This is a genomic window from Dolichospermum flos-aquae CCAP 1403/13F (genome assembly GCF_012516395.1).
GTDB classification, from domain to species: domain Bacteria; phylum Cyanobacteriota; class Cyanobacteriia; order Cyanobacteriales; family Nostocaceae; genus Dolichospermum; species Dolichospermum lemmermannii.
This window is the reverse complement of sequence record NZ_CP051206.1, coordinates 3495408-3518241: the sequence shown is the minus strand read 5'-3', so window position 1 is coordinate 3518241 and position 22834 is coordinate 3495408. Positions and strand designations below refer to the sequence as shown.

Annotated in this window: 17 protein-coding genes; 8 read left to right on the top strand and 9 right to left on the bottom strand. The window is 38.6% G+C overall.

Annotated elements, in window-relative coordinates; all coding sequences use genetic code 11:
* Window positions 1–330: 330 nt before the first annotated feature.
* Window positions 331–2682, bottom strand: coding sequence for an EcoAI/FtnUII family type I restriction enzme subunit R (gene hsdR, locus HGD76_RS16935; RefSeq protein WP_168697475.1), 2352 nt, complete (start codon window positions 2680–2682; stop codon window positions 331–333).
* Window positions 2683–2932: 250 nt separating this feature from the next.
* On the opposite strand from hsdR, the gene sbcC reads away from it, so the two are divergent.
* Window positions 2933–5959: an exonuclease subunit SbcC gene (gene sbcC / locus HGD76_RS16930; RefSeq protein WP_168696481.1), complete on the top strand. Its 3027-nt coding sequence runs from the start codon at window positions 2933–2935 to the stop codon at window positions 5957–5959.
* A 56-nt stretch (window positions 5960–6015) separates the two neighbouring features.
* On the top strand, window positions 6016–6696 hold the full coding sequence (locus tag HGD76_RS16925; RefSeq protein ID WP_168696480.1) for an HAD family hydrolase: 681 nt from the start codon (window positions 6016–6018) through the stop codon (window positions 6694–6696).
* A 41-nt stretch (window positions 6697–6737) separates the two neighbouring features.
* On the opposite strand, the gene HGD76_RS16920 is transcribed toward HGD76_RS16925, so the two are convergent.
* Window positions 6738–7361, bottom strand: coding sequence for a CPP1-like family protein (locus HGD76_RS16920; RefSeq protein WP_168696479.1), 624 nt, complete (start codon window positions 7359–7361; stop codon window positions 6738–6740).
* A 438-nt stretch (window positions 7362–7799) separates the two neighbouring features.
* Here HGD76_RS16920 and HGD76_RS16915 point away from each other — a divergent pair, with 438 nt between their 5' ends.
* Window positions 7800–8498, top strand: a complete 699-nt coding sequence (locus HGD76_RS16915; protein WP_015080127.1) for a response regulator transcription factor — start codon at window positions 7800–7802, stop codon at window positions 8496–8498.
* A gap of 142 nt (window positions 8499–8640) precedes the next feature.
* Here the strand turns inward: HGD76_RS16915 and HGD76_RS16910 are convergent, their stop codons facing one another.
* On the bottom strand, window positions 8641–8835 hold the full coding sequence (locus tag HGD76_RS16910) for a DUF2811 domain-containing protein (RefSeq protein ID WP_168696478.1): 195 nt from the start codon (window positions 8833–8835) through the stop codon (window positions 8641–8643).
* A 663-nt stretch (window positions 8836–9498) separates the two neighbouring features.
* Between HGD76_RS16910 and HGD76_RS16905 the strand changes: the two genes are divergently transcribed.
* Entirely contained in the window at window positions 9499–10221 is a 723-nt protein-coding gene (locus HGD76_RS16905) for a MeeY/MeeF family manganese export membrane protein (RefSeq protein WP_168696477.1), read from the top strand.
* Window positions 10222–10290: 69 nt separating this feature from the next.
* Here HGD76_RS16905 and ndk read toward each other — a convergent pair whose 3' ends face one another.
* Window positions 10291–10740, bottom strand: coding sequence for a nucleoside-diphosphate kinase (gene ndk, locus HGD76_RS16900; RefSeq protein ID WP_168632752.1), 450 nt, complete (start codon window positions 10738–10740; stop codon window positions 10291–10293).
* 521 nt (window positions 10741–11261) lie between these two features.
* Here ndk and speA point away from each other — a divergent pair.
* On the top strand, window positions 11262–13274 hold the full coding sequence (speA, locus tag HGD76_RS16895) for a biosynthetic arginine decarboxylase (protein WP_168696476.1): 2013 nt from the start codon (window positions 11262–11264) through the stop codon (window positions 13272–13274).
* A 31-nt stretch (window positions 13275–13305) separates the two neighbouring features.
* Here speA and HGD76_RS25935 read toward each other — a convergent pair whose 3' ends face one another.
* Both HGD76_RS25935 and HGD76_RS16890 read right to left on the bottom strand, forming a co-directional pair.
* Window positions 13306–13434, bottom strand: a complete 129-nt coding sequence (locus HGD76_RS25935; RefSeq protein ID WP_267904259.1) for a hypothetical protein — start codon at window positions 13432–13434, stop codon at window positions 13306–13308.
* A gap of 32 nt (window positions 13435–13466) precedes the next feature.
* Window positions 13467–14636, bottom strand: coding sequence for a nucleotidyltransferase family protein (locus tag HGD76_RS16890; RefSeq protein WP_168696475.1), 1170 nt, complete (start codon window positions 14634–14636; stop codon window positions 13467–13469).
* A 116-nt stretch (window positions 14637–14752) separates the two neighbouring features.
* Between HGD76_RS16890 and HGD76_RS25485 the strand changes: the two genes are divergently transcribed.
* Window positions 14753–14893, top strand: a complete 141-nt coding sequence (locus tag HGD76_RS25485) for a hypothetical protein (protein ID WP_233466902.1) — start codon at window positions 14753–14755, stop codon at window positions 14891–14893.
* On the opposite strand, the gene HGD76_RS16880 is transcribed toward HGD76_RS25485, so the two are convergent.
* The gene (locus HGD76_RS16880; protein WP_168696474.1) at window positions 14882–15673 is read right to left on the bottom strand and encodes a segregation/condensation protein A; all 792 of its coding nucleotides are present in this window, start codon (window positions 15671–15673) and stop codon (window positions 14882–14884) included. The two genes, HGD76_RS25485 and HGD76_RS16880, sit on opposite strands and share 12 nt — an antisense overlap.
* Window positions 15674–15798: 125 nt before the next feature.
* Window positions 15799–16893: an AI-2E family transporter gene (locus HGD76_RS16875; RefSeq protein WP_148766729.1), complete on the bottom strand. Its 1095-nt coding sequence runs from the start codon at window positions 16891–16893 to the stop codon at window positions 15799–15801.
* 169 nt (window positions 16894–17062) lie between these two features.
* Here HGD76_RS16875 and pdxH point away from each other — a divergent pair, with 169 nt between their 5' ends.
* Both pdxH and HGD76_RS16865 read left to right on the top strand, forming a co-directional pair.
* Window positions 17063–17707 carry a pyridoxamine 5'-phosphate oxidase gene (gene pdxH / locus HGD76_RS16870; RefSeq protein WP_168696473.1) on the top strand — a complete coding sequence of 215 codons (645 nt, stop codon included), beginning with the start codon at window positions 17063–17065 and terminating at the stop codon, window positions 17705–17707.
* An 826-nt stretch (window positions 17708–18533) separates the two neighbouring features.
* Window positions 18534–19622: a glycosyltransferase gene (locus tag HGD76_RS16865; RefSeq protein ID WP_168696472.1), complete on the top strand. Its 1089-nt coding sequence runs from the start codon at window positions 18534–18536 to the stop codon at window positions 19620–19622.
* Here the strand turns inward: HGD76_RS16865 and HGD76_RS16860 are convergent.
* Window positions 19581–22799 carry an efflux RND transporter permease subunit gene (locus tag HGD76_RS16860; RefSeq protein ID WP_168696471.1) on the bottom strand — a complete coding sequence of 1073 codons (3219 nt, stop codon included), beginning with the start codon at window positions 22797–22799 and terminating at the stop codon, window positions 19581–19583. The genes HGD76_RS16865 and HGD76_RS16860 overlap by 42 nt on opposite strands.
* Window positions 22800–22834 lie beyond the last annotated feature (35 nt).

Below are 22834 nucleotides of genomic sequence, written 5' to 3'. Positions count from 1 at the left end.
TTTTTTTGTTTTATTTATTATCTCGTTCCCAGTCTCTGACTGGGAATGCTATCAAGAGGTTCTACCTCTAGTATCATTGAAGGCAGAGCCTTCTAAAATTCATTCCCATACAGAGTATGGGAACGAGAAATAGCCCGCCTGGGAATGATAGCGCAGCGTGGCGTTAGCCATATTCCCAGTCTCATAGCAAAAGTTGTCTTTTGATGACTAAATAACCTGAGAATCTTTGAGTAAACTTTAGTTTACTTTAGCTATTAGCCCGGAAATTCATTTCTGGGCGGGTGTGGAAACTAACAGATAACTACACAGATATATTCAGTAATTCATATTTCATGATGCCATATAAAGTTGATTTTTTAACTCCTGTAATGCTTCTAAATATTTTTGTTTATTACCAAATAATTTGACAATTTCTATAGGTGTACCTATTTTATCAAACGGTTGCACTTTTAAATCATTTATATTTTCAATATTTTCAATTCCCTCATCTGCATATTTATCTAAAAGTGCATCTAAAACCGCACGGGCTTTTTCACTATATTGATGAAAATAATCACGCTGACGCACCTTTTTCGCCCTTTCTTTCCGACTTAAAGCCGGTTTGTCAAAAGCCACATGACAAATTAAATCAAAAGGATCAAAATCTTTCCCCACTTCTTGTGCTAATGCTTCTAATAAAATTCCCTGTTCATGCAATTCTTGAATAATAGCTTGTTTCTGTGCTGCTGCATTCCAACGACGGAGAAATTTATCTAAAGTCGTAAATTCTTGTTGGACAGTTTTCCGGGTATAGTCCTTAATAGATTCGGTGATTAATTTACCATCTTTACCATAATAAAGAGTCCTTTCAGAAACTATTGCAGCATCCACACCTACAGGTACAAATTTAACTCGCTTTTGTCCTGTTTTTTCTGGTAAATCATCAATATTATCTCTACTGTCTCCATTATCTGTACTACCATTATCATCATCTGGAGGTACAGGAGATTCCCCTGTTTTTGGCTCATATATTTGTACAGGTTTGCCATCAAAATCTTCATCATTAAACTTTTTAGTAGCTTTTTTGAAATCTATAATTGTGAAATATGTTTTATCAAATTCTTCATTAATTCTTGTCCCTCTACCAATGATTTGTTTAAACTCAGTCATTGAACCAATATTTTTATCTAAAACAATTAATTTACAGGTTTGGGCATCTATTCCTGTAGTCATTAATTTAGATGTCGTCACAATCACTGGATAGGGACTTTCTGGTAAAATGAAATTATCTAATTCTGCTTTTCCCTGTTCATCATCTCCCGTAATTCGCATAATATATTTACGATTTTGGGAAACTAAATCACTATTTTCATTAATTAAGGCACAGCGCATTCTTTCGGCGTGGTCTATATCTTCACAGAAAACAATGGTTTTATCAAAACGGTTGGTAGCTTTGAGAAATTCGGTAATTTTTTTCGCTACTAAAATATCTCGATTTTCTAATATTAATGTGCGGTTAATGTCTTTTTGGGTGTAAAGTTTATCATCAATTAATTGATGATATTTATCTAATTCTCCCGGTGCTGGTTGCCAGCCTTCTAAGTCTTTATCAATGTCAATTCTGACAACTTTATAAGGGGCTAAAAATCCATCTTCTATCCCTTGTTTCAAAGAATAAGTATAAATGGGTTGGCCAAAATAATCTATATTAGAAACCTCTTTAGTTTCCTTGGGTGTAGCTGTTAAACCGATTTGGGTAGCAGCAGAAAAGTATTCTAAAATTTCTCGCCATGCAGAATCATCAGCCGCACTACCACGATGACATTCATCAATTACAATTAAATCAAAAAATCCCCTAGTGAATTGTTTATATATATTTTTAGATTCTTCTGTTCCTGATACACCTTGATAAAGGGCTAAATAAATTTCATAAGCTGTATCTACCTGACGTTTAGTTATTTTCGTCATCGGAGAACCAAAGGGTTTAAAATCATTGGTTTTAGTCTGGTCTATGAGAATATTTCTATCTGCTAAAAATAGGATTCTAGTTTTATGTTTAGATCTCCATAACCGCCAAATAATTTGAAAAGCTGTGAAGGTTTTACCCGTACCTGTAGCCATAACTAATAATACCCTGTTTTCACCTTTAGCAATGGCTTCTACAGTTTTATTAATAGCTATTTCTTGATAGTAACGGGGTGATTTACCACTGCCATCATCATAATAACTTTGAGTAACAATAGGCTGTAATTCATCATCAATATTGCGCCATTTACAGTAACGTTGCCATAATTCTGTTGGTGTGGGAAATTTATCTAAAGGAATTTCTCTTGCCATTATTCCTGATGTCACAGTTCTATCATGTTCTAAAAATGCGTCACCATTGGAACTATAAACAAAAGGTATATCTAACATTTCTGCATAATTAAGCGCTTGCTGCATTCCACTTCCCACACTGTGGTTATTATCTTTGGCTTCAATGACAGCAATTTTGAGATTAGGTTTGTAGAAGAGAATATAATCAGCGCGTTTACTTTCTCCTCTTGTGACTAATTTACCCCTCACATAAACCCGTCCTGCGGTGAGGGTGTATTCTTCACGGATTTGGCTATGTAAATCCCATCCTGCGGTTTGCACTATGGCAGGAGTGATGTATTTAGTACAGATGTCGCGTTCGCTGAGGGCTTTTTTGTCAAAGTCCATAGAATTAAGTCTGATTATGGTTTTAGCACACTTATTACCTATAGTATCAATAAACGCATTTTTGACAACAAAAACAGAATATCTGACGATGACATCAGATGACATTTGGAAAAAGTTGTCCCAATATTGTAAATTTTTGTAAAATTGATGTCTTCAAGACTAGAAACCTGCTAATTACATGACTAAACTAAAAACTAAGTGCATCTGTACTGTTAACAATCAAAATTGTAAATGTGGCGCTATAGCCTGAATGATTCCAGTCCAACTTATCATCAAAAACTTTCTTAGTTACCGTGACGCAGCTTTAGATTTTAGCGGCTTGCATACGGCGTGTATTTGTGGTTCTAATGGTGCGGGGAAATCTTCCCTTTTAGAAGCTATCACTTGGGCAATTTGGGGTGAAAGCCGTGCTACTATTGAGGATGATGTGATTCATTCTGGCGCACAAGAAGTCCGAATTGATTTCACTTTCCAGAGTGGTTTGCAAACTTATCGGGTAATTCGCAACCGGGTAAGAGGTGGAACTAGTATTTTGGAATTTCAAATTGAAACTCCTGCTGGGTTTCGTCCTTTGACGGGTAAGGGATTAAAAGCCACTCAGGATGTCATTCTCGAACATATTAAGCTAGATTATGAGACTTTTATTAATTCAGCTTATTTGCGTCAGGGGAAAGCCGATGAATTTATGCTCAAACGTCCTGCTGAACGCAAGGAAATTTTGGCGGAGTTATTAAAACTAAATCAGTATGATGAGTTAGAAGAACGCGCTAAGGATAAATCTAAACTTTATAGAATCCGAGGAGAAGATTTAGAAAATTCTTTAGCGAATATTAAAATTCAACTACAACAACGGGAAACAACGGAAACTCAACGCGCTGAGTTAGAAGCGCAATTGAATAATTTACAACAAGTACAAGCTTTTGAAAATATTCAATTACAAAGTTTACAAGTTATCCAACATCAAAGACAAAGTTGGGAACAACAATTAAATTTTGTGCGGCAACGATATGATAATCTGAACCAAGATAGCGATCGCTTACAACAAGAACAAATTTCCGTAAAATCCCAATTAACAGATTTAGAAAAGATTATCAATCAACAAGTTGATATTCAAGCCGGTTATACTCAATATCAAAGTCTGCAATCTCAAGAAGAAATTTTTGCAGCTAAATTTGAACAACATACCCGCGCTACCAATTTAAAACAACAAAAACAACAACAGTTATATAAACAAACTCAAGATCTAGAACGTCAATTACAACAAGCTGAAGCTCAATTAGCAGCTTTAGAACAACAAGAACAAGAAATTTCCCAAACCTTGAGTAAATCTGGGGATATCGAAACAGCTATATTACAATTAAATACCGCTCGTCAGCATTTGACTAACTTAGATCAATTGCAAATGCAGGTAACACCATTATTACAACAAAGAGCCAGTTTGCAAAGTCAATTAGATCGCACTCATGCTAGTCTAGTAGCGCGATTGGAGCAAATGCAAGCCACAGAAAAACAATTACAAAATCAACACCATCGTCAACCCCAATTACAACAAGCAGTAATAGAGATAGGAACGCAAATTGAAGAATTAGATAAAAAGCGAGTTTATCTCCAAAGAGTCAAGGAAAAAGGACAGGAAAGACGACATTTTCTGGAACGGTTACAAGCTCACCGAGGAGATTATGAAAAGTTATTAGGAGAACTAGAACAAAAATTGCAAATGTTACAAAATCCTGATGCTAGTTGTCCTTTATGTGAACGTCCTTTAGATGAACATCATTGGAGTAAAGTTATCGAAAAAACCCAATTAGAATATGAAGATACTCAAGGACAATTTTGGGTAGTGCGGGAACAAATAGCGGTTTCAGATCGGGAAATTCAGGTACTCAGACAAGAATATCGAGAAATAGACCAAAAGTTATCAGGTTATGATTCATTGCGAGAAAAACGGGGACAATTAGCAGCACAGTTAGAAGCTACAAGTGATGTCCAACAACAGTTACTGCAAATTATTTCTGAAAAACAACATTTAGAAAATTCCTTAGAAACCGGTGATTATGCACCAGAAAAACAAATAGAAATTCAGCAATTAGATCAATATCTCCAGCAACTTAATTATAGTGAACAAGACCACGTTCTTGCCCGTAGTGATGTGGATAAATTACGTTGGGCAGAAATTAAACAAGGACAAATTAAGGATGCCTTAAAACGCCAAGGACAATTAATAGCTAGAAAACCAGAATTAACAGCGAATATTGCTCAATTACAATTGCAACTGCAACAAGGACAAACTGATTCTGATTGTGCGAAAGAAATCGCTATTTTAGAAAAGCAAATTGCCGAAATTGGCTATAGTTCAGAACAGCATAATTATCTGCGTCAAGGTGTGCGACAAGGGCAAGGTTGGCAATTACGTCATCAACAATTATTATCAGCACAAGCACAATATCCTCAATTAAGTCATAAAAGTCAAGATTTGGAAGATTCATTGCAAAGAATATTCAAAGAACGAGAAATATTAACTCAACAAATTGATAATATGGTTAAACAATTAACCGATAGTGCGAACCCAACAGCCCAAATTAATGCTTTAGAACAACAATTAGCAAACCGGAGACGGGAACTAGATAATAAAATATCTCAGTTGGGACAATTAAAACAAATGTCTCTGCAATTAGAAACTTTGCAAAATCAATATGAACAAGATATCCAACAGGTGCAAATTTGTAAACAACAACAGCGTGTTTATCAAGAATTAGCTCAAGCTTTTGGCAAAAATGGGATTCAAGCTTTAATGATTGAAAATATTTTACCCCAATTGGAAGCAGAAGCTAATCAATTACTTTCTCGATTGAGTGCGAATCAATTTCACGTCCAATTTATCACCCAAAAAGCGGGACGCAGTGGCAAATCAAGTAAGAAAAATGCTAAATTGATAGATACATTAGATATTTTAATTGCTGATTCCAGAGGAACGAGATCCTATGAAACTTATTCAGGAGGAGAAGCTTTTAGAATTAACTTTGCGATTCGTTTAGCTTTAGCAAAATTATTAGCGCAAAGAGCAGGAGCATCATTACAATTATTAGTAATAGATGAAGGTTTTGGGACTCAAGATGGGGAAGGATGCGATCGCTTAATTGCGGCAATTAACGCCATATCCGCTGATTTTGCCTGTATCCTCACTGTAACCCATATGCCCCACCTCAAAGAAGCCTTCCAAGCCCGAATCGAAGTGAGTAAAAATCAGCAAGGTTCACAGTTACAATTATTGATGTAATACCCAGATCCCCGACTTCTTTGAGAAGTCGGGGATCTATATCCAATTATCTACTCATGCTGAGATTAATTACTGACTTTGACGGTCCAATCATGGATGTTTCAGAACGCTACTACCGTGTTTATCAATTGTGTTTAGAGAAAACCCGATATCCTCAACAAACAATTACAGAACTTTCTAAAGCCGAATTTTGGCAACTCAAGCGATCGCACACTCCCGAACTCCAAATTGCTCTACAATCAGGTTTAGATGCCCAACAAGGGCAAGAATTTTCCCAAATCCGTAAACAAATAGTCCACACCCTCCCCTATTTCCAGTATGATGTCCTTGTTCCCACTGCATTAGAAACACTCACCAAAGTTCAAGCAGCCGGTGTTGATTTAGCCGTGATGACAATGCGACGGGTACGAGAATTAGATTATGCTTTTAATCAATATAATTTGAGCCAGTTTTTCCCAGAAACCCGTCGTTATTGCCTAAGTAACGACTATGTAAAAACTCGTGATGTCGAAGATAAACCATTATTAATGGCTAGAGCCTTAGCTGAACTCCCCCCTGCGGCTGATACTTGGATGGTGGGAGACACAGAAGCCGACATTACTGCTGCCAAAAAACACGATATCAAAATTATTGCAGTTGAGTCGGGTATCCGAGATCGCAGCCAACTAGCATTTTATCAACCTGATATGATTGTGACCGATTTAAAAACGGCTGTAGATTTTATCCTCAAACAATAAAAAAATTATGGGTAATCGGTCATTAACCAATTACCCATTACCTAACGTAAAAAGCTACTTACTAACCACATCAATATAAAAGTCAACAGCGTCGAAAACTGATTCGCTGTCAAAGTTATCAATGGTAATGGTAATGTTAAGCCAGCAAGTAGACCGCCAGCGATTAAGCCAGCAATTAAACTAACTAACGTGAATAAAACCGCTCTACCAAATTTTCCTTCCTTGCGATTGAGGAAGTAAACACCAATAGCTACCCCAACTACCAAGGACAGTTGTAAAACCTGTCCGCTACCACCGGGATATAACACACTAGTTGCACTTAAACCCAGATACCAAGCTCCTGGTAGCAGTACATCAGTTAACGTAGGCTGATCTATACTCCGCTTTAGCCATGCAGGAGACTGCTGACCAAGGGTTTGACTTGTTTGGGGAGAAGATCGAACTCGCTTTTCTGGAAACCGGATGCGTTCAGGCACTTTAATTTTACCTTCTTGGCGCATCCGCAGGCGCTCCATTAGAATCGCATCATAAGCAGCTTCAATAACTTCTCGGACATTGCCATCACCACCATGTCGTTCTAACAGGCGATTCCGAACATCCTGAATTTCATCGAAGCTTGCGTCTTCTGATACCCCAAGTTTTTCGTAGGGACTTTGATCACTCATGGGAGGTTATTACTTTAGCCTTAATCAGCGGCACTTTTTATTTTACAGAAAAACAACTTTAGATTTTATAGAAATAAAGACAACAATTAGACAAGTAGCTACCTGCATTAGAGAAAGTAGGCAATTTTATCCATCTACCACAATAATAGCATGAGTCGGGGCAACCGCACATAAGAAAATTGTGGTTTTAAGATTGTTGAAAATTTGAATACTCAGGACTGTGGGCTGAAGTCGGGAAACTACTCTCCTCCTCCCCTAACTCCTGCTATACCAGCATATTTACCTCTTCAATATTCACAATAAAAATTACGGTTTATAGAAATAATCAGGATAATCATCCCTATCCCCCGTAAATTTTGAATTACTGCCAAAGTAAAACCTGCGTTTTTACGCAATCATCTTTGTTAATTCTATGTACTTCTGTAAAAAATAATAGCCATGGCTGCTGCCAAGATTCTTGTAATTGACGACGATCCTGCGGTTCGGAATTTAATCCAACGCTTTTTACTCAAACAAAATTATCAAGTTGAGTCTGCCGAAGATGGTAAGACTGGTCTAAGTATGTTTGAGCAATTTAACCCTGATTTAGTAATTCTAGATGTTAATTTGCCGGATGTGATTGGTTTTAACCTCTGTCAAGAAATGCAGAGTCGTAGTGGTGTATTTGTGCTACTACTGACTAGCAGGACAGACGAAGCGGATAAAATTCGCGGTTTTTCTAAAGGTGCTGATGACTATCTCACTAAGCCATTTGGTTTAGGAGAGTTAGAAGTTAGAGTAGCAGCAATTTTAAGGCGGCAGCGGGTTGTAACTAATGCAGAACAGCAACGTCTTATCTTTGACAAACTAACTATTGATTCCATAGGACGGGAAGTAATGCTTAATAGCGAACCCATTCTCTTAACTGCTCTGGAATTTGACTTATTATATTTTTTAGCTAGTCATCCAGCTAGAGTTTGGCGACGATCTGAACTGATCCAAAAAGTTTGGGACTATGAATATGTTGGGGATCAACGGGTTGTAGATGTCCATATTGGTCAAATTCGTAAGAAAATTGAAATCGATCCGACTCAATCAACATTAATTCACACTATCCGTGGTGTAGGGTACAAATTTGAATGCGCTACTTCTAACTAAAACTTGACTACTATCTCTAAACTTCCGCCGCTCCCATGCCTTGAAGGCGTGGGAGCAGGGCTGCAAAATTTATGCTATCAACGCAAAATGTTGTGAACAGAAACAGAGTTGGTTTATTAATTTAATCCAGTATTTATCCGGATTATTGATGAAATAAAGTTTCTAAGTAAACACGAGCCGCTCGGCGATCGCTTTCGCCATTTTGCAGCAAAAATAGCGATAAAGCCGCTGTTAATACGCGGGTTTGATCCCAATCAGGATGGCTTTGCAGATAGTTGTTCATGGATTCCTGTAATGTTTCGGGAATTTCGGTAAAGAGAGGAACTGTTGTGTTCATAAAATTTTCCTGTAGATTAATCAAGAGAAGTTACTTGTGTTCAGTTTGACTGAGGGCTGATTCATCCCCTGTGAGGAAAGTAGGGAAGGAAATTAAAATAAACCAAAATACAAAATGCAGATGCCTAAGGGAATCAAACTAAGACTCATCATTTTGCGCTCACAACAGGTGGATTTGTCAATGCTGCGAAATGTTAACAATTAGCAGTCAAAAATAAATCTTGACGAATTAATCAGGCTTATAACTATATTTTTGTTACATAACTTCATGAAAACTCGGTTATCAAGCCTGTTAGTAGTGAAAAATTCACAATCCCCAATAAGTCAGCAATAGCTGATTAACTCGTCAAACATCTGTGGAAAACTACAAAATTACCTGTGGAAATCCTGTGGAATGAATGAGGAAAATAATAGTTAATAATAAGAATTACCAAAATGTCAGGAAGATATGACATATCAGGTAAATAAGATGATAAAGTCAATTTATGAATATAAGTATGCTAACTTTTAGTTATCTAGTTTAGAGTGGTGACGGAAATTACTCATTAAAACTAGGCTAAATGCAAGTTAAAATAGATGAAAGTAGTAATTTGTTGTGCTTTCTACAAGAAAAACTTTTAAGCTCTAATTCTGTAAATTATTGATTTTTGCCTGAGAAATTGGAATGTTAGACCAAATATTTAATTACCTAGATTTTCATTTCAGCATCGAAGCTTCTATAGTCCTCTTAATCTTAGTGTTTTTAGAGGCAGTGCTATCGGCTGATAATGCGATCGCCCTCGCTGCGATCGCCCAAGGACTAGAAGACAAAAAACTAGAAGGTCAAGCCCTAAACATTGGTTTAGTATTTGCTTATGTCCTCCGAATCACCCTATTGTTAACAGCTACTTGGGTACAAAAATTTTGGCAATTTGAACTATTGGGCGCTGGTTATCTCTTATGGCTAGTATTCCAACACTTTAGCTCTCAAGAAGACGAATCCAATCACCATCACGGACCACGTTTTAAATCTCTGTGGCAAGCTATACCCGTGATTGCCTTTACCGATTTAGCCTTTTCCTTGGATAGTGTAACCACAGCGATCGCCGTTTCTCAAGAAACATGGTTAGTAATCACTGGTACAACCATCGGTATTGTCACCCTCCGATTCATGGCTGGATTATTTATCCGCTGGTTAGATGAATATGCAAACTTAGAAGACGCAGGTTACATCACTGTAGCGTTTGTAGGTTTACGTCTGTTATTAAAAGTCATCAACGATGATTTAGTCCCACCACAATGGCTCATGGTGACAGCTATTGGTATCATCTTAGCCTGGGGCTTCTCTAAACGCACCGTTGTGGAATTAGTTCCAGAAGAAAAGGAAAAAGCCGAAGTCTTGAAGTAATTAGGTAGGGAACAGGTAACAGGTAACAGTTTTATTACCCATTACCCATTACCCATTACCCATCCCTAATTACTCATTTAACCAAGGTGCGGAATGAGGTTGCCAAGCAACCAATTCCTCTTCCTTAAACCACAGCGCAATTTCTGTTTGGGCGGTTTCTTGAGCATCAGAACCATGAATGAGGTTGCGACCGACATTAACGCCAAAATCGCCGCGAATTGTGCCTGGTTCTGCTGTTAAAGGGTTGGTTGCGCCAATAATTTTTCTGGCTGCTACCACAACGCCCTCGCCTTCCCAAACCATGGCTACCACTGGACTAGAAATGATAAATTCCACTAAACCAGGGAAAAAAGGTCTTTCACGGTGAACATCATAATGTTTTTCCGCTAATTCTTTACTAACCTTCATAAACTTTAAGCCCACTAGGGTAAAGCCCTTAGTTTCAAATCGGCGGATAATTTCACCCACCAAGCCGCGTTGTACACCGTCAGGTTTAATTGCTAAAAATGTGCGTTCCAAATCTGTCTCCAAAAACATAATCAAATTTTGATGGGTTAATTGTCAGTTGTATTGATGTCTTTTGTCTAGTAGTCTTGTGAATATTCCCGAAAAATTGCAGAGATAAGGGAACGAGAAAAAAATTGTCTTCTTTTCTGGCTAGTAAAGACGCAGCAAGGCTTACTTACCCCTCTACGGGTAGCGCACCATGGTAATGACGATATTTATAATTAGGGGGTGCTGAAAAAGTTGTCTGTGAGGGCTAGGAGTCAGGAGTCAGGAGTCAGGAGGAAGAATTAGAAGAAGAGAAGAATAGTATTGAATCTGGTCAAGTGATAGGTTTTTGCTGATTTCAACCCTTATTCCTTGCACCTGATTCACCTTTTTTACCTTCAAACTCTTGATATATCTCAGTTCTAGGTTTATTCAGCAGCCCCTAATTACTAATTCTTAATCAGAAATTATTTCTAGTTGTATATCCCTCACCAGAACTATTTTGTTAAATTATTATTTTCGTAGGCAACCACAGAGGTCAGGAAGAAATGGGTGTCGAGTCAACCGCTGATGAAATTGTGAAAATGCCGTCTAATGGGCATAAAGCTGAATTGAAACGCCAAAAACAGAAGCAACTACTAGTCCCTAGTCCAATTACGGGAGATTTACCTCTACCTTGGAAAATTGAGAACAGTGAAGACCTGTACCGGATTGAAGGTTGGGGAAAGCCTTATTTTTCGATTAATGCGGCTGGTCATGTGACTGTCTCCCCCAAGGGTGAACGTGGTGGGTCATTAGACTTGTTCGAGTTGGTAAATGCTTTAAAGCAGCGTAATTTGGGGCTACCCATGTTAATCCGGTTTTCTGATATTTTGGAAGACCGAATTGAGCGATTAAATGCTTGTTTTGCCAAAGCGATCGCTCGCTATAACTATCCTGGGGTATATCGGGGAGTATTTCCCGTTAAGTGCAATCAACAACGCCACCTGATCGAAGATTTAGTGAGATTTGGTAAACCCCATCAATTTGGTTTAGAAGCAGGTTCTAAGCCAGAATTAATGATTGCTCTAGCCTTGTTGGATACGCCAGGCGCATTGTTAATTTGCAACGGCTACAAAGACCAGGAATACATCGAAACAGCGATGTTAGCCCAGAAGCTAGGACAAACACCAGTGATCGTCCTAGAGCAAATTGAAGAGGTAGATTTGGCCATTGCGGTCAGCCGTCAATTAGGCATTAAACCCATCTTGGGAGTAAGAGCGAAATTAAGTACCCAGGGAATGGGGCGTTGGGGAACTTCCACAGGCGATCGCGCTAAGTTTGGCTTGACAATTCCCGAAATTATGGAAGCTGTGGAAAAATTAGGTGCAGCCGACTTACTCGGTTCTTTGCAGTTATTACACTTTCACATTGGTTCTCAAATCTCTGCTATCAATGTCATTAAAGATGCCATCCAAGAAGCCAGCCGCATTTATGTGGAGTTGGCCATGCTGGGGGCAGATATGAAATATTTAGACGTTGGTGGTGGCTTGGGTGTAGATTACGACGGCTCTCAAACCAACTTCTACACCTCGAAAAACTACAATATGCAAAACTATGCTAACGACATCGTGGCAGAGTTAAAAGATACCTGTGATGAAAAGCATATTCCCGTACCAACATTAGTGAGTGAAAGTGGCCGGGCGATTTCTTCCCACCAATCGGTTTTAATCTTTGATGTTCTCAGCACCAGCGATGTCCCCCTTGATCCCCCTTCTCCTCACCAAGAGGGAGAATCCCCAATCATTAAATATCTCTGGGAAACCTACCAATCCATCAACAAAGAAAATTACCAAGAGTTCTATCACGATGCGGCTCAATTCAAAGAGGAAGCCATCAGTCGTTTTAACTTAGGAATTTTGCGCCTCAAGGAACGCGCTAAAGCCGAGCGTCTTTACTGGGCTTGTTGTCAAAAAGTTTTAACTCTGATCCGTCAGGAAGAATACGTACCTGATGAGTTGGAAGACCTAGAAAAAATCATGGCTTCCATTTATTATATCAATCTTTCCGTGTTTCAATCAGCACCGGACTGTTGGGCGATAGATCAACTATTTCCCATTATGCCTATACATCGTCTGGATGAAGAACCAACCCGGAGAGGAATTTTAGCGGATCTAACCTGTGATAGTGATGGGAAAATAGACCGCTTCATAGATTTGCGAGATGTCAAATCAGTGTTAGAACTGCACGAATTTGAGCCGGGGAAACCTTATTATCTGGGAATGTTCCTGAATGGAGCGTACCAGGAAATTATGGGGAATTTACATAATCTTTTTGGTGACACTAACGCTGTTCACATTAATTTAACACCCAAAGGTTATCAAATTGAACACGTTGTCAAGGGCGATACCATGAGTGAAGTTCTGAGCTACGTCCAGTATGATGCTGAGGACATGATAGAAAATATTCGCCAACGGTGTGAGCGAGCTTTAGAAGAACAGCACATTACTATAACAGAATCTCAGCGACTACTACAAACTTATGAGCAAAGTTTACAACGGTATACTTACTTGAATAGTTAATAGTCAGTTGTCAGTTGTCAGTGGTCAGTGGTCAGTGGTAAAGAAAAACAACGGATAACGGACAACTGACAACTGACAACTGTACGGGCGAAGCATTTGGAGAACTATTTTTGGCAATGACCGATAATTTATCTTCCAAATGCTTCGCCCCTACTGACAACGAATAACTGACAACGAACAACTGACAACTAACTAATTAACATTTGCTCCTAATAATTCAGCGATCGCTTGGTGTTCTAAAGGTATTTCTGAAGGTCGAGTTTGCCGAGCATCAGTAATTAGCCAATCTAAAGCCGCAGCTTGCACATCAATAGATGCTCCCGTCTTATCTACACAGTAACGCCCAAACACCAGCTTATCTACTAAGCGGACTCCTGGAGCTAAACGCGACCATTCAAAAATTACACTGTTGTCTACAGTAGCCCCACTACAAATCCAGCAATTTGGACCAATCATTGCTGGTCCAATAATTTTTGCCCCATCTTCGATTTTGGTCATTCCCCCAATATAAACAGGTCCAGTGATATCAACTTTATCCCAATTTACAGATACATTTAACCCAGTAAAAATACCGGGAGCGACTTCATGTCCGGGGATTTGGACATTTTTAATTTCTCCTGATAAAACACCACGAATTGCTCGCCAATAATCGGGAACTTTACCAATATCTACCCATTCAAAATCCATGGGAATAGCATAAAAAGGGGCGTTATCTGCTACAAGTTGGGGGAATAACTGGCTACCAATGTCATATTCCACTCCAGAGGGTATATATTTAAACACTTCTGGCTCGAAAATATAAATACCTGTATTGATATTAGTGCTAAGGGCTTCTTCTGTTGAAGGTTTTTCTTGGAAAGCTTGAACGCGATTATTTTCGTCAGTAACCACCACACCGTAGCTAGAAACCTCTTCTTTGGGAACTGATTTGGTGATAATAGTAGCGATCGCCCCTTTGGATTTATGCCACTTTACCGCCGCAGTTAAATCTAAATCAATTAAAGCATCACCACATAACACTACAAATGTGTCATCAAAAAATGGTGAGAAGTCTTGAATCCGCCGCATACCTCCGGCCGAACCAATAGCTTCGCCGACGAGTTTACCATCATCATCAATTTTACCTTCAAAAGAATAGGCAATCTGCACTCCAAACCGCTGACCATCACGGAAATAACTTTCTATTTCTTCCGCCAAATGGCTGACATTGACCATAATTTCGTCAAATCCATGTTGGCGCAATAACTCCAGTAAAAATTCCATAACCGGCTTTTGCAGAATAGGAATCATGGGTTTGGGAATTGTATATGTGATGGGACGGATACGAGTACCCTTTCCCGCTGCAAGAATCATCGCTTTCATAAAATTTTATTCCTTAGTCAGTTGTTAGTTGTTAGTAGGGGCGAAGCATTTGGAAGATAAATTATCGGTCATTGCCAAAAATAGTTCTCCAAATGCTTCGCCCGTACAGTTGTCAGTTGTCAGTAGGGGCGAAGCATTTGGAAGATGAATTATCGGTCATTGCCAAAAATAGTTCTCCAAATGCTTCGCCCGTACAGTTGTCAGTTGGAATAGATAGAAATTTATTCTCCCCCTGCCCCTTGCTTTTAGCTAGGTAGGCGGATTTGAATTTCCTGGTAAAATTCTTTTTGAAATAGTTCTACCTTAGATTGAGCCGATAGCAGTAGTAAAGCCCAAAAAACGCTAACTAAGTTACCGTGTTCTGATTCATGATGCTCCCCATTTTTCTCTGGTTGTTTTGTCTGTATCCATAAATCTATCAGTTCTTCTAGATTCCAATATTGTTCCTCTGAATTTTGCTCTTTAGCAGCACCATATAACACCTGCTCTATTTCTAACGCGACTTGGGTTAAATTTTCTTGGTGCGCTAACTCTAGAGCTTCTCGCATGGTCTGCACACTAGGCCGACCTTTAAACCGCCTAGGTTTATCAACTTTTTTTACCAGTTTTAGCTGGCTGGCCATAATTTGCAACTGGTCTATTAACTCTTGCAAAGTCACCCGACGTTTTGGCGGTGGCATAGCGGCCGGACGACGACGCAAGTGTTGCTCTAGGTGCAAACGATGGGCCGGATATAACAAGCCGTCTTCAATTCCTAATAGTGTATCATCTAAAACTTTTTCTGGAGTATTATATACTGTTGATAACTGAACTAATGTATTAGCTTTAAATAATACGAGCATTGATGCTGATAAAAAAGCCTGTCCAGATTGAGATAAGTCACTTTCGTAGCCTCTGATAGTTTTTGCTTCTGGGGACATTAATTCCAAGTAATGATCAATCACCTCAATAACTCGCACGTCCCAAGGGTCAATTTCCCCTTTTTCAGCTTGCTCAATCAGGTGTGTAATTGTTTCTAATAATTCGGCTGCATCCATTAATTTAAAATTTAAAATACCAGGAAGAAGGAGTATGGCTAACGCCACGCTTCGCTATCAGGAGGAAGAAGAAAGAAGAAAGAAGAATTTTCTCAATGCCCAATGCCCAATACCCCATGCCCAACTTATTCATCTTCTTCAAATTCTGAGCCATAATTAACTCGAAAATTTGAGACAAAATCGCTATGGTTACTACTTTTGATGGCATCAAAAGTGCCTTTGATAGTCCCAGCAATCGGCACAGCAACGAGTGTTCCTAATAATCCGGCAATTTCAAATCCCATTAAAATGGCGATAAAAATCCACAGGGGGTTGAGTCCGATAAAATTACCCATTAATTTTGGAGCTAACAGATTATCTTTAATTTGTTGCATGATAACTGCCATTGTAGCGACTGGAAAGGCTAACCACCAATTTTGGATTAATACTAACATTGTGACTAAACCAATGCCTAAAGTTGCGCCAACAACGGGAATAAGTCCAGAAATACCAATTATAATGGCAAATAAGAGAGCAAATGGGACTTTTAAAAATAAGAATATGGGTGTGAGGGCTATGACCATGAACAGTCCCAGCAATAATTGGCTTAGGAAAAAGTTTTGGAAATTTAACTGCAATGATCGGCTAAAGGGAATACCAATATTAGATGGTAGCAGATTAACTAAACCAGACCAAACGCGATCGCCATATATAAGCATATAAAAAGCTAAAACGATGACTAAGACTACATTCAGTATTCCTGATAATAGTGTTCCTGCAAATCCTACTACCCCTGAAGCTATTTGCTGTACCAGATTTTGAATATTAGCATTTATTTGATTTGTTACCAGCTTTAAGTCTATAGATAAGCGCCGCTGCTTTGCTAAACTTTCTAAGTGATCTAAATTAGCTTGACTAGTCGCCAACCAATCCGGAATCTTATTTAAAAGTTGAATGGTTTGGTCAATTAGCATGGGTACGAGAGTAACACCCAAAACAATAAACAAAGTTAAAGTTAGTAGTAAAACAATGATTACCGCTTGAGTGCGGGTAATTCTGACTTTCTCAAGTAACTTAACCGGGTAATTCAGTAAAAAAGCCAGAATTGCCGCAATACTGAGAATAGTAATTGGATTTTGGAAAAAACGAAATAATACAGACAGTAGCCAGATATTGAGGGCGATAATTGGTCCACTGAGTCCATAAATTAATAGAGTTTGCAGAGAAGCAGAACGGCGCATCTGATTTAATGTATAAGCAGGGGCTTTTGAGGTAGGAAAGGAATGATAACGCAGGGTGGCTTTAGCCATACTCCTGTAACTTCCATTCATTCCCTATTGTCTAAACAATTTACTGACTTTGATCATAAATATTTTTTCTAGCTAATCTAAATTTGAGGAAATCACAAAAATGGATACAAGCATAGCGGATCTTCGCAAAGACTACACATTACAAGATCTGAGTGAAAAAGAAATTAATCCAAATCCGTTTACACAATTTAAAATTTGGTTTACTCAGTCCTTAGCAGCCCAGCTACCTGAACCTAATGCTATGACTTTGGCTACCTGTACAGCAGATGGTCAGCCTTCGGCGAGAATGGTATTACTCAAAGATTTTGATGAACGGGGGTTTGTCTTATTTACTAATTACAATAGCGAAAAAGGACAGGAACTTGCGGTAAATCCCCATGCTGCTTTAGTTTTTTGGTGGGCTGAACTAGAACGTCAGGTGAGAATTGTGGGGACTGTGGAAAAAATTTCTTCAGCAGAATCTGATAGCTATTTTGAAATTCGTCCTGCATATAGTCGGCTAGGTGCTTGGGCTTCTAATCAAAGCGAAGTAATTGCAAGTAGAGAAATTTTAGAAGCACAATTACAGGAGTTTCAGCTTAAATATGAAAATCAGGAAGTTCCTCGTCCTCCTCATTGGGGTGGTTTTCGCGTGATTCCCCAAAAAATTGAGTTTTGGCAAGGAAGATCAAGTCGTTTACATGATCGCTTGCTATATACTCGTTTAAATGATGAAGAATGGCAAATTGAGCGGTTATCACCTTGATTTAATATTTGATGTCAGCATTCAGCTATCAGCAGTAATAGTAGAGAAAAGGAAGTAGTTATTTCCTGAAAGTTATACACATTTAACATTCTGTATTTCCGGATTGAAAACTGATAGCTGAAGACTGAATGCTTAAATGATAATTAATAGGAAGATCCTGATCAGAGTAAAAAACGGTGATTATTAATTAATAATTCAGTATAAGTTAACTACCCCAAATTATCTTTAATATATGTTTCTTAATGTACAGTTAGATTATACTGGATCTGTATATAATAAGCATGACTTATCAGAAAGACCGACATAGATATAGTAGTTATCAGGTCATTAAGTAGGTTACAGCGGTTTCCGCTCTTATGAGGTACAAAGTTGAATCATGAAACTCTTGTAGTGCGGGCATCTTGCCCGCTAGATATGTACCTCATAACACCGGGAAGTGCTGTAGCGTTAAAAATTGTCGTTATGGCAAGGGAACAGAAAAGAGGTTTTGGGCAACTTGACTTTTCCTTACATATTTAGTTTTTTTTTCATTCACTTACAAAAGAAGGGAACAGGGAAGAGGGAACAGGGAACAGGGAGCAAATAAGAAACACTCATTTGCACCAGTTTAAAGCTCAGTCAAAAAAAGGATGTTTTTACCAGATGCGTAGCACGAAAAAAACAGCACTTCGACACCGCTCAGTGACCGTGTCATTATTTCAATCTCATGTTTTTAAACATGAGTTTTTCCTGTTAGAAAGTTGCCCGTTCCCTGTTCCCTTTGAATTAGATGATTAATCTTTCTTTGCGGAAATGTATTTAAGTTTTGATACACATTTTTAACTTTATGCGAATCATACATATATTAAATCATGTCCAGGAAATCGGTAATGGTATTGTTAATGTAGCTGTGGATCTCGCTTGTTTACAATCCCAATCTGGTGATGATGTGGCGGTAATTTCAGCGGGAGGGGGATACGAAAAATTATTAAATCAATTTGGTGTTAAACATTACGAAATTAACCAAAGTCGTCAGCCAATAAATATAATTAGGGCAGCAGTAGCTTATCGGAAAATTGTGCAAGAATTTCAACCAGATATAGTTCATGCTCACATGATGACTGGTGTGGTGTTAGCGCGGGCTTTGAGATGGGAAAATAGATATATTTTAGTGGCTACTGTCCATAATGAATTTCAACCTAGTAGCCTATTGATGGGTTTAGCAGACCGAGTAATTGCTGTTAGTAAGGCTGTCAAAAATTCGATGGTACAACGGGGAATCCCCAAACAAAAATTACGGGTAATTTGTAATGGGACATTGGGTAGTCCTCGGACTCGGAAAATATCCGATTATCAACCTTTAAGTTTACAAAGTCCAGCGATAGCCACCGTAGCAGGAATGTATAAAAGAAAGGGCATCACTGAATTAATTGCGGCTTTTGAAGAAATTGCTCAGGATTTTCCCCAAGTACATTTATATTTGGTGGGAAATGGTCCAGATAAACAAATATTTGAGTCTCAAGCCCAAGCAACGGCTGTTAGTCATCGGATTCACTTTGAAGGGTTTCAGCCTGAACCCCAACGTTATTTACTAGCTTGTGATATTTTTGTCTTGGCTTCCCACCGTGATCCCTGTCCCTTGGTGCTTTCAGAAGCGAGGGAAGCAGGGTTGGCGATTGTGGCCACTGAGGTAGATGGTATTCCAGAGTCCTTGGATAATGGTAAAGCGGGGATATTAGTGCCGGCGCAGGATAGTCATCAGTTGGCTAAGGCATTAATAAAATTATTGAGTGATGCAAATATACTTCAGGAATGGAAACAGCGATCGCAGGACAATTTAGAATGGTTAAATGTTTCCCGTGTACACCAAGAAACATTGGCTGTATATGAAGAATTAGAGATTGCTGAATTTTCTCCATCTACTCAACCTGATTAATATTGGTCTTACCCATCGGATATTGAGTGCATCATGTAGCAATGTATAGAAGCAAGGAATAATAAATAGGGTTAGTAGTGTAGCTAAGGATAGCCCGGAAAAGACGACTATTCCCAAGGGTTGCAGAAATTCTGACCCTTCCCCAATTCCTAAAGCCAAGGGAAACAGACCTAAAACAGTGGTAATAGTGGTCATTAAGATTGGTCTGAGGCGTTGGGGTGCAGCTTGTAAAATAGCGGTGCGACGGTCAATTTTTTCTTGTTCTCGAAGTTGGTTCGCCAGTTCGATCATGATAATGGCGTTGTTAACAACAATACCGATTAATAAGACCGCACCAACTATCACTGTTGCGCCAATGGCAGTTTTAGTGATGTAAAGACCGAAAATACCCCCAGCTAATGCTAGAGGAATAGTGAAAATAATCACTAATGGATCAATAATGGAGTTGTATTGTACTGCCATGACCACAAATACTAAAAAGGCGGACAATCCTCCTAAAAGTAGTAGAGATTGTTGCAATTGTTGATTAGATTCAATGGCTGCACTGGGTAAAATGCTAATACCTTCAGGTAAATCTAGACTGCTGAGGACTTGATTTACTTGGGAAATGGCTGAACCAAGACTAGCGCCTTCTGTTAAATTTCCCGCAATTAAAAATACTCGTCTTTGGTTAATGCGCTGAATTTCTCCTGGTGCTTTACCTGTGGAAATTTGAGCAACATCACTCAAGCGAATTTGATGATTGTCATCTACAAATAAAGGTAATCTTTCTAATTGGGAAGTCGTTTGTAATAATGCTTCATTTAATTGCACTCGCACATCTACTAAACGATTATCGCGTTGTAATTGAGTAGGAATACTACCTGTAATTGCAGTTTGAATTGTGTCGCCAATATCTTTAGCATTTAGACCCACATTGGCAACTCGTTCCCAGTCTGGTAAAATTTGAATTTCCGGTTGCCGACTATCGGCATCAGGACGGAATCTCACTGAGGTAATTTGCTCATCTAAAGTTGCTAAAATTTGCCGACCAGTTGCTTCTAAAGTTTGTGCATCATTGCCTTGGAGAATGATATCAATATCAGCATTTCGCACTGGAGAGTTATTAAGAATTAAACCGCGAACTTGCCCAGCAAAAAGACGTAGACGAATATCTACTAAATTGAGTTTTTTGAGTTTATCGGTAACTCTTTCTACAAATTTATCTACATTACTGCCTGATTTGAGAGTAATGGTACTAGAACTTCGCAAAGGGTTAGAGTTGGTATTACTGCCAAAAAGAAAACCACCAATTGTCGAAAATACATATTCTGTTTCTGGTTGGTTGCGGAGAATTTCATCTACCGCTTTCATAACTTTTTGGTTTGTTTCTAGGGGTGTACCGGGGGGAAATTGAGCGAATAAAGATGCTTGTCCGGTGTTGATACGGGGAAGTATTTGCTGGGGAATTTGAGGAGCCATCCACATACTACTACCACCTAAGATAATAATAGCGATCGCAATGATTAATAATCTATGCTGCACTGCCCAATTTAAATTTCTAGCATAACCATTTGTGGCGGCGGCTAAGTTGCGATTAAACTGCCGCAATAGCCAAAACTCATTAATGCGACTTGACCATTTAATCGCAAATAACCGAGAAGCTAACATTGGTACTAAGGTGAGGGCAACTAGCAGGGAAGCACCAACAGCAAAACTGATGGTCAAAATTAACTCATTAAATAGTAATGAGATAAATCCGCCGATGAACAAAAATGGCAAGACAGAGATTAAATTGGCAGCAGTTGAGGCAATTAACGATGATTCTACCTCTTGAGAAGAAGCGATCGCTGTTTCAATCATCCGCTCAGGTGTTAATCTAGTTAAATTGGACTTGCCAAAAGTATTTTCAGTATTAACTGCAATATTTTCTAAAATCACCACTGAAGTGTCAATTGCTTGCCCAATTCCCAGTGCTAAACCCCCTAAACTAAACACATTTAAAGATAGGTTAAACTGTTTCATTAAAATCAGTGCTGCCAGGGTACACAGAGGAATTGACAACGAAATAATGAACGCTTGCCGCAACGAACCTAGAAATAACAATACCGCTGCTGCTGCCAATAAAGCTCCAGAAACCGCAGCATTAGTAACATCAGCTAAGGAATTGCGGATAAATTTTGACTCATCTAATGTTGGTGTTAGGGTTGCTTCTCGCGGAATTAAACCAGATTTCTGGAGTTCTTCTAATCGTTTTTTGACACTATCAACTACACTCACGGTATTAGCATCTGGTTGTTTTTGAACACTGACTTTTACTGATTCTTCTCCATTCAATAAAACATATATCCGTTGATTTTCTGCACCATCAATAACTTCGGCAAAGTCCCGCAGGTAAACGCGATTTTTAATATTAGAGTTAGGAACAGAAACCTCAAATAACAGATTATTAATTTCTTCCGCATTTTTGAAACGTCCCACAGTTCGGGTTAAAGCTTCGGAATTTTGCCCTAAAATTCGACCTCCAGAAATATCTTGATTCCGGTTTTTTAATTCATTGAGAACGTCATTTAAACCAACACCTAAAGATTGCAATCTTTCTAAATTAAGATTTACCTGAACTTCTTCCTGAACTCCTCCTGATACATCTACTACCGCCACTCCTGGAACTACATTTAATTCCCGCGCTAATTCTTCTTCGGCAAATATCCGCAAATCCACACCTTTAAGAGTAGGTGAAGTAATGGCAAATTCATAAACTGGTAATTGAGAAGGATCGATTTTGAATATGCGCGGTTCGCCAATTGTATCTGGTAATCTATTTCTAGCACGATTAAAGGTAGCTGTAGCATCATTCAATGCTTGATCAATATTTCCCCCTGGTTGGAAATATAAATCTAAATTGATGTTCCCTTCACGGGTTTGGGAAAAAACTTGTAATACTCCTTCCGTTGCACTAAAAGATTCTTCTAGAGGTTTAGTAATTTCATCTACTGCTACTTCTGGAGAAATTCCCGGTGCTTCTATGCGGACACCAATCCGAGGATAGGTAATTGATGGTAATAAATCTACTGGTAATCGGAGGGTGAAAAATACACCCATGACTATCACAGCTAAGGTTAACATGAGTGTGCCAATATGTTGGCGAATGGAAATAGCACTCAAACTAAATCCATTATTTGTATTTGCTTGTTGCATATAATAATCTGATTTGATAATTTATTGGTAATGGG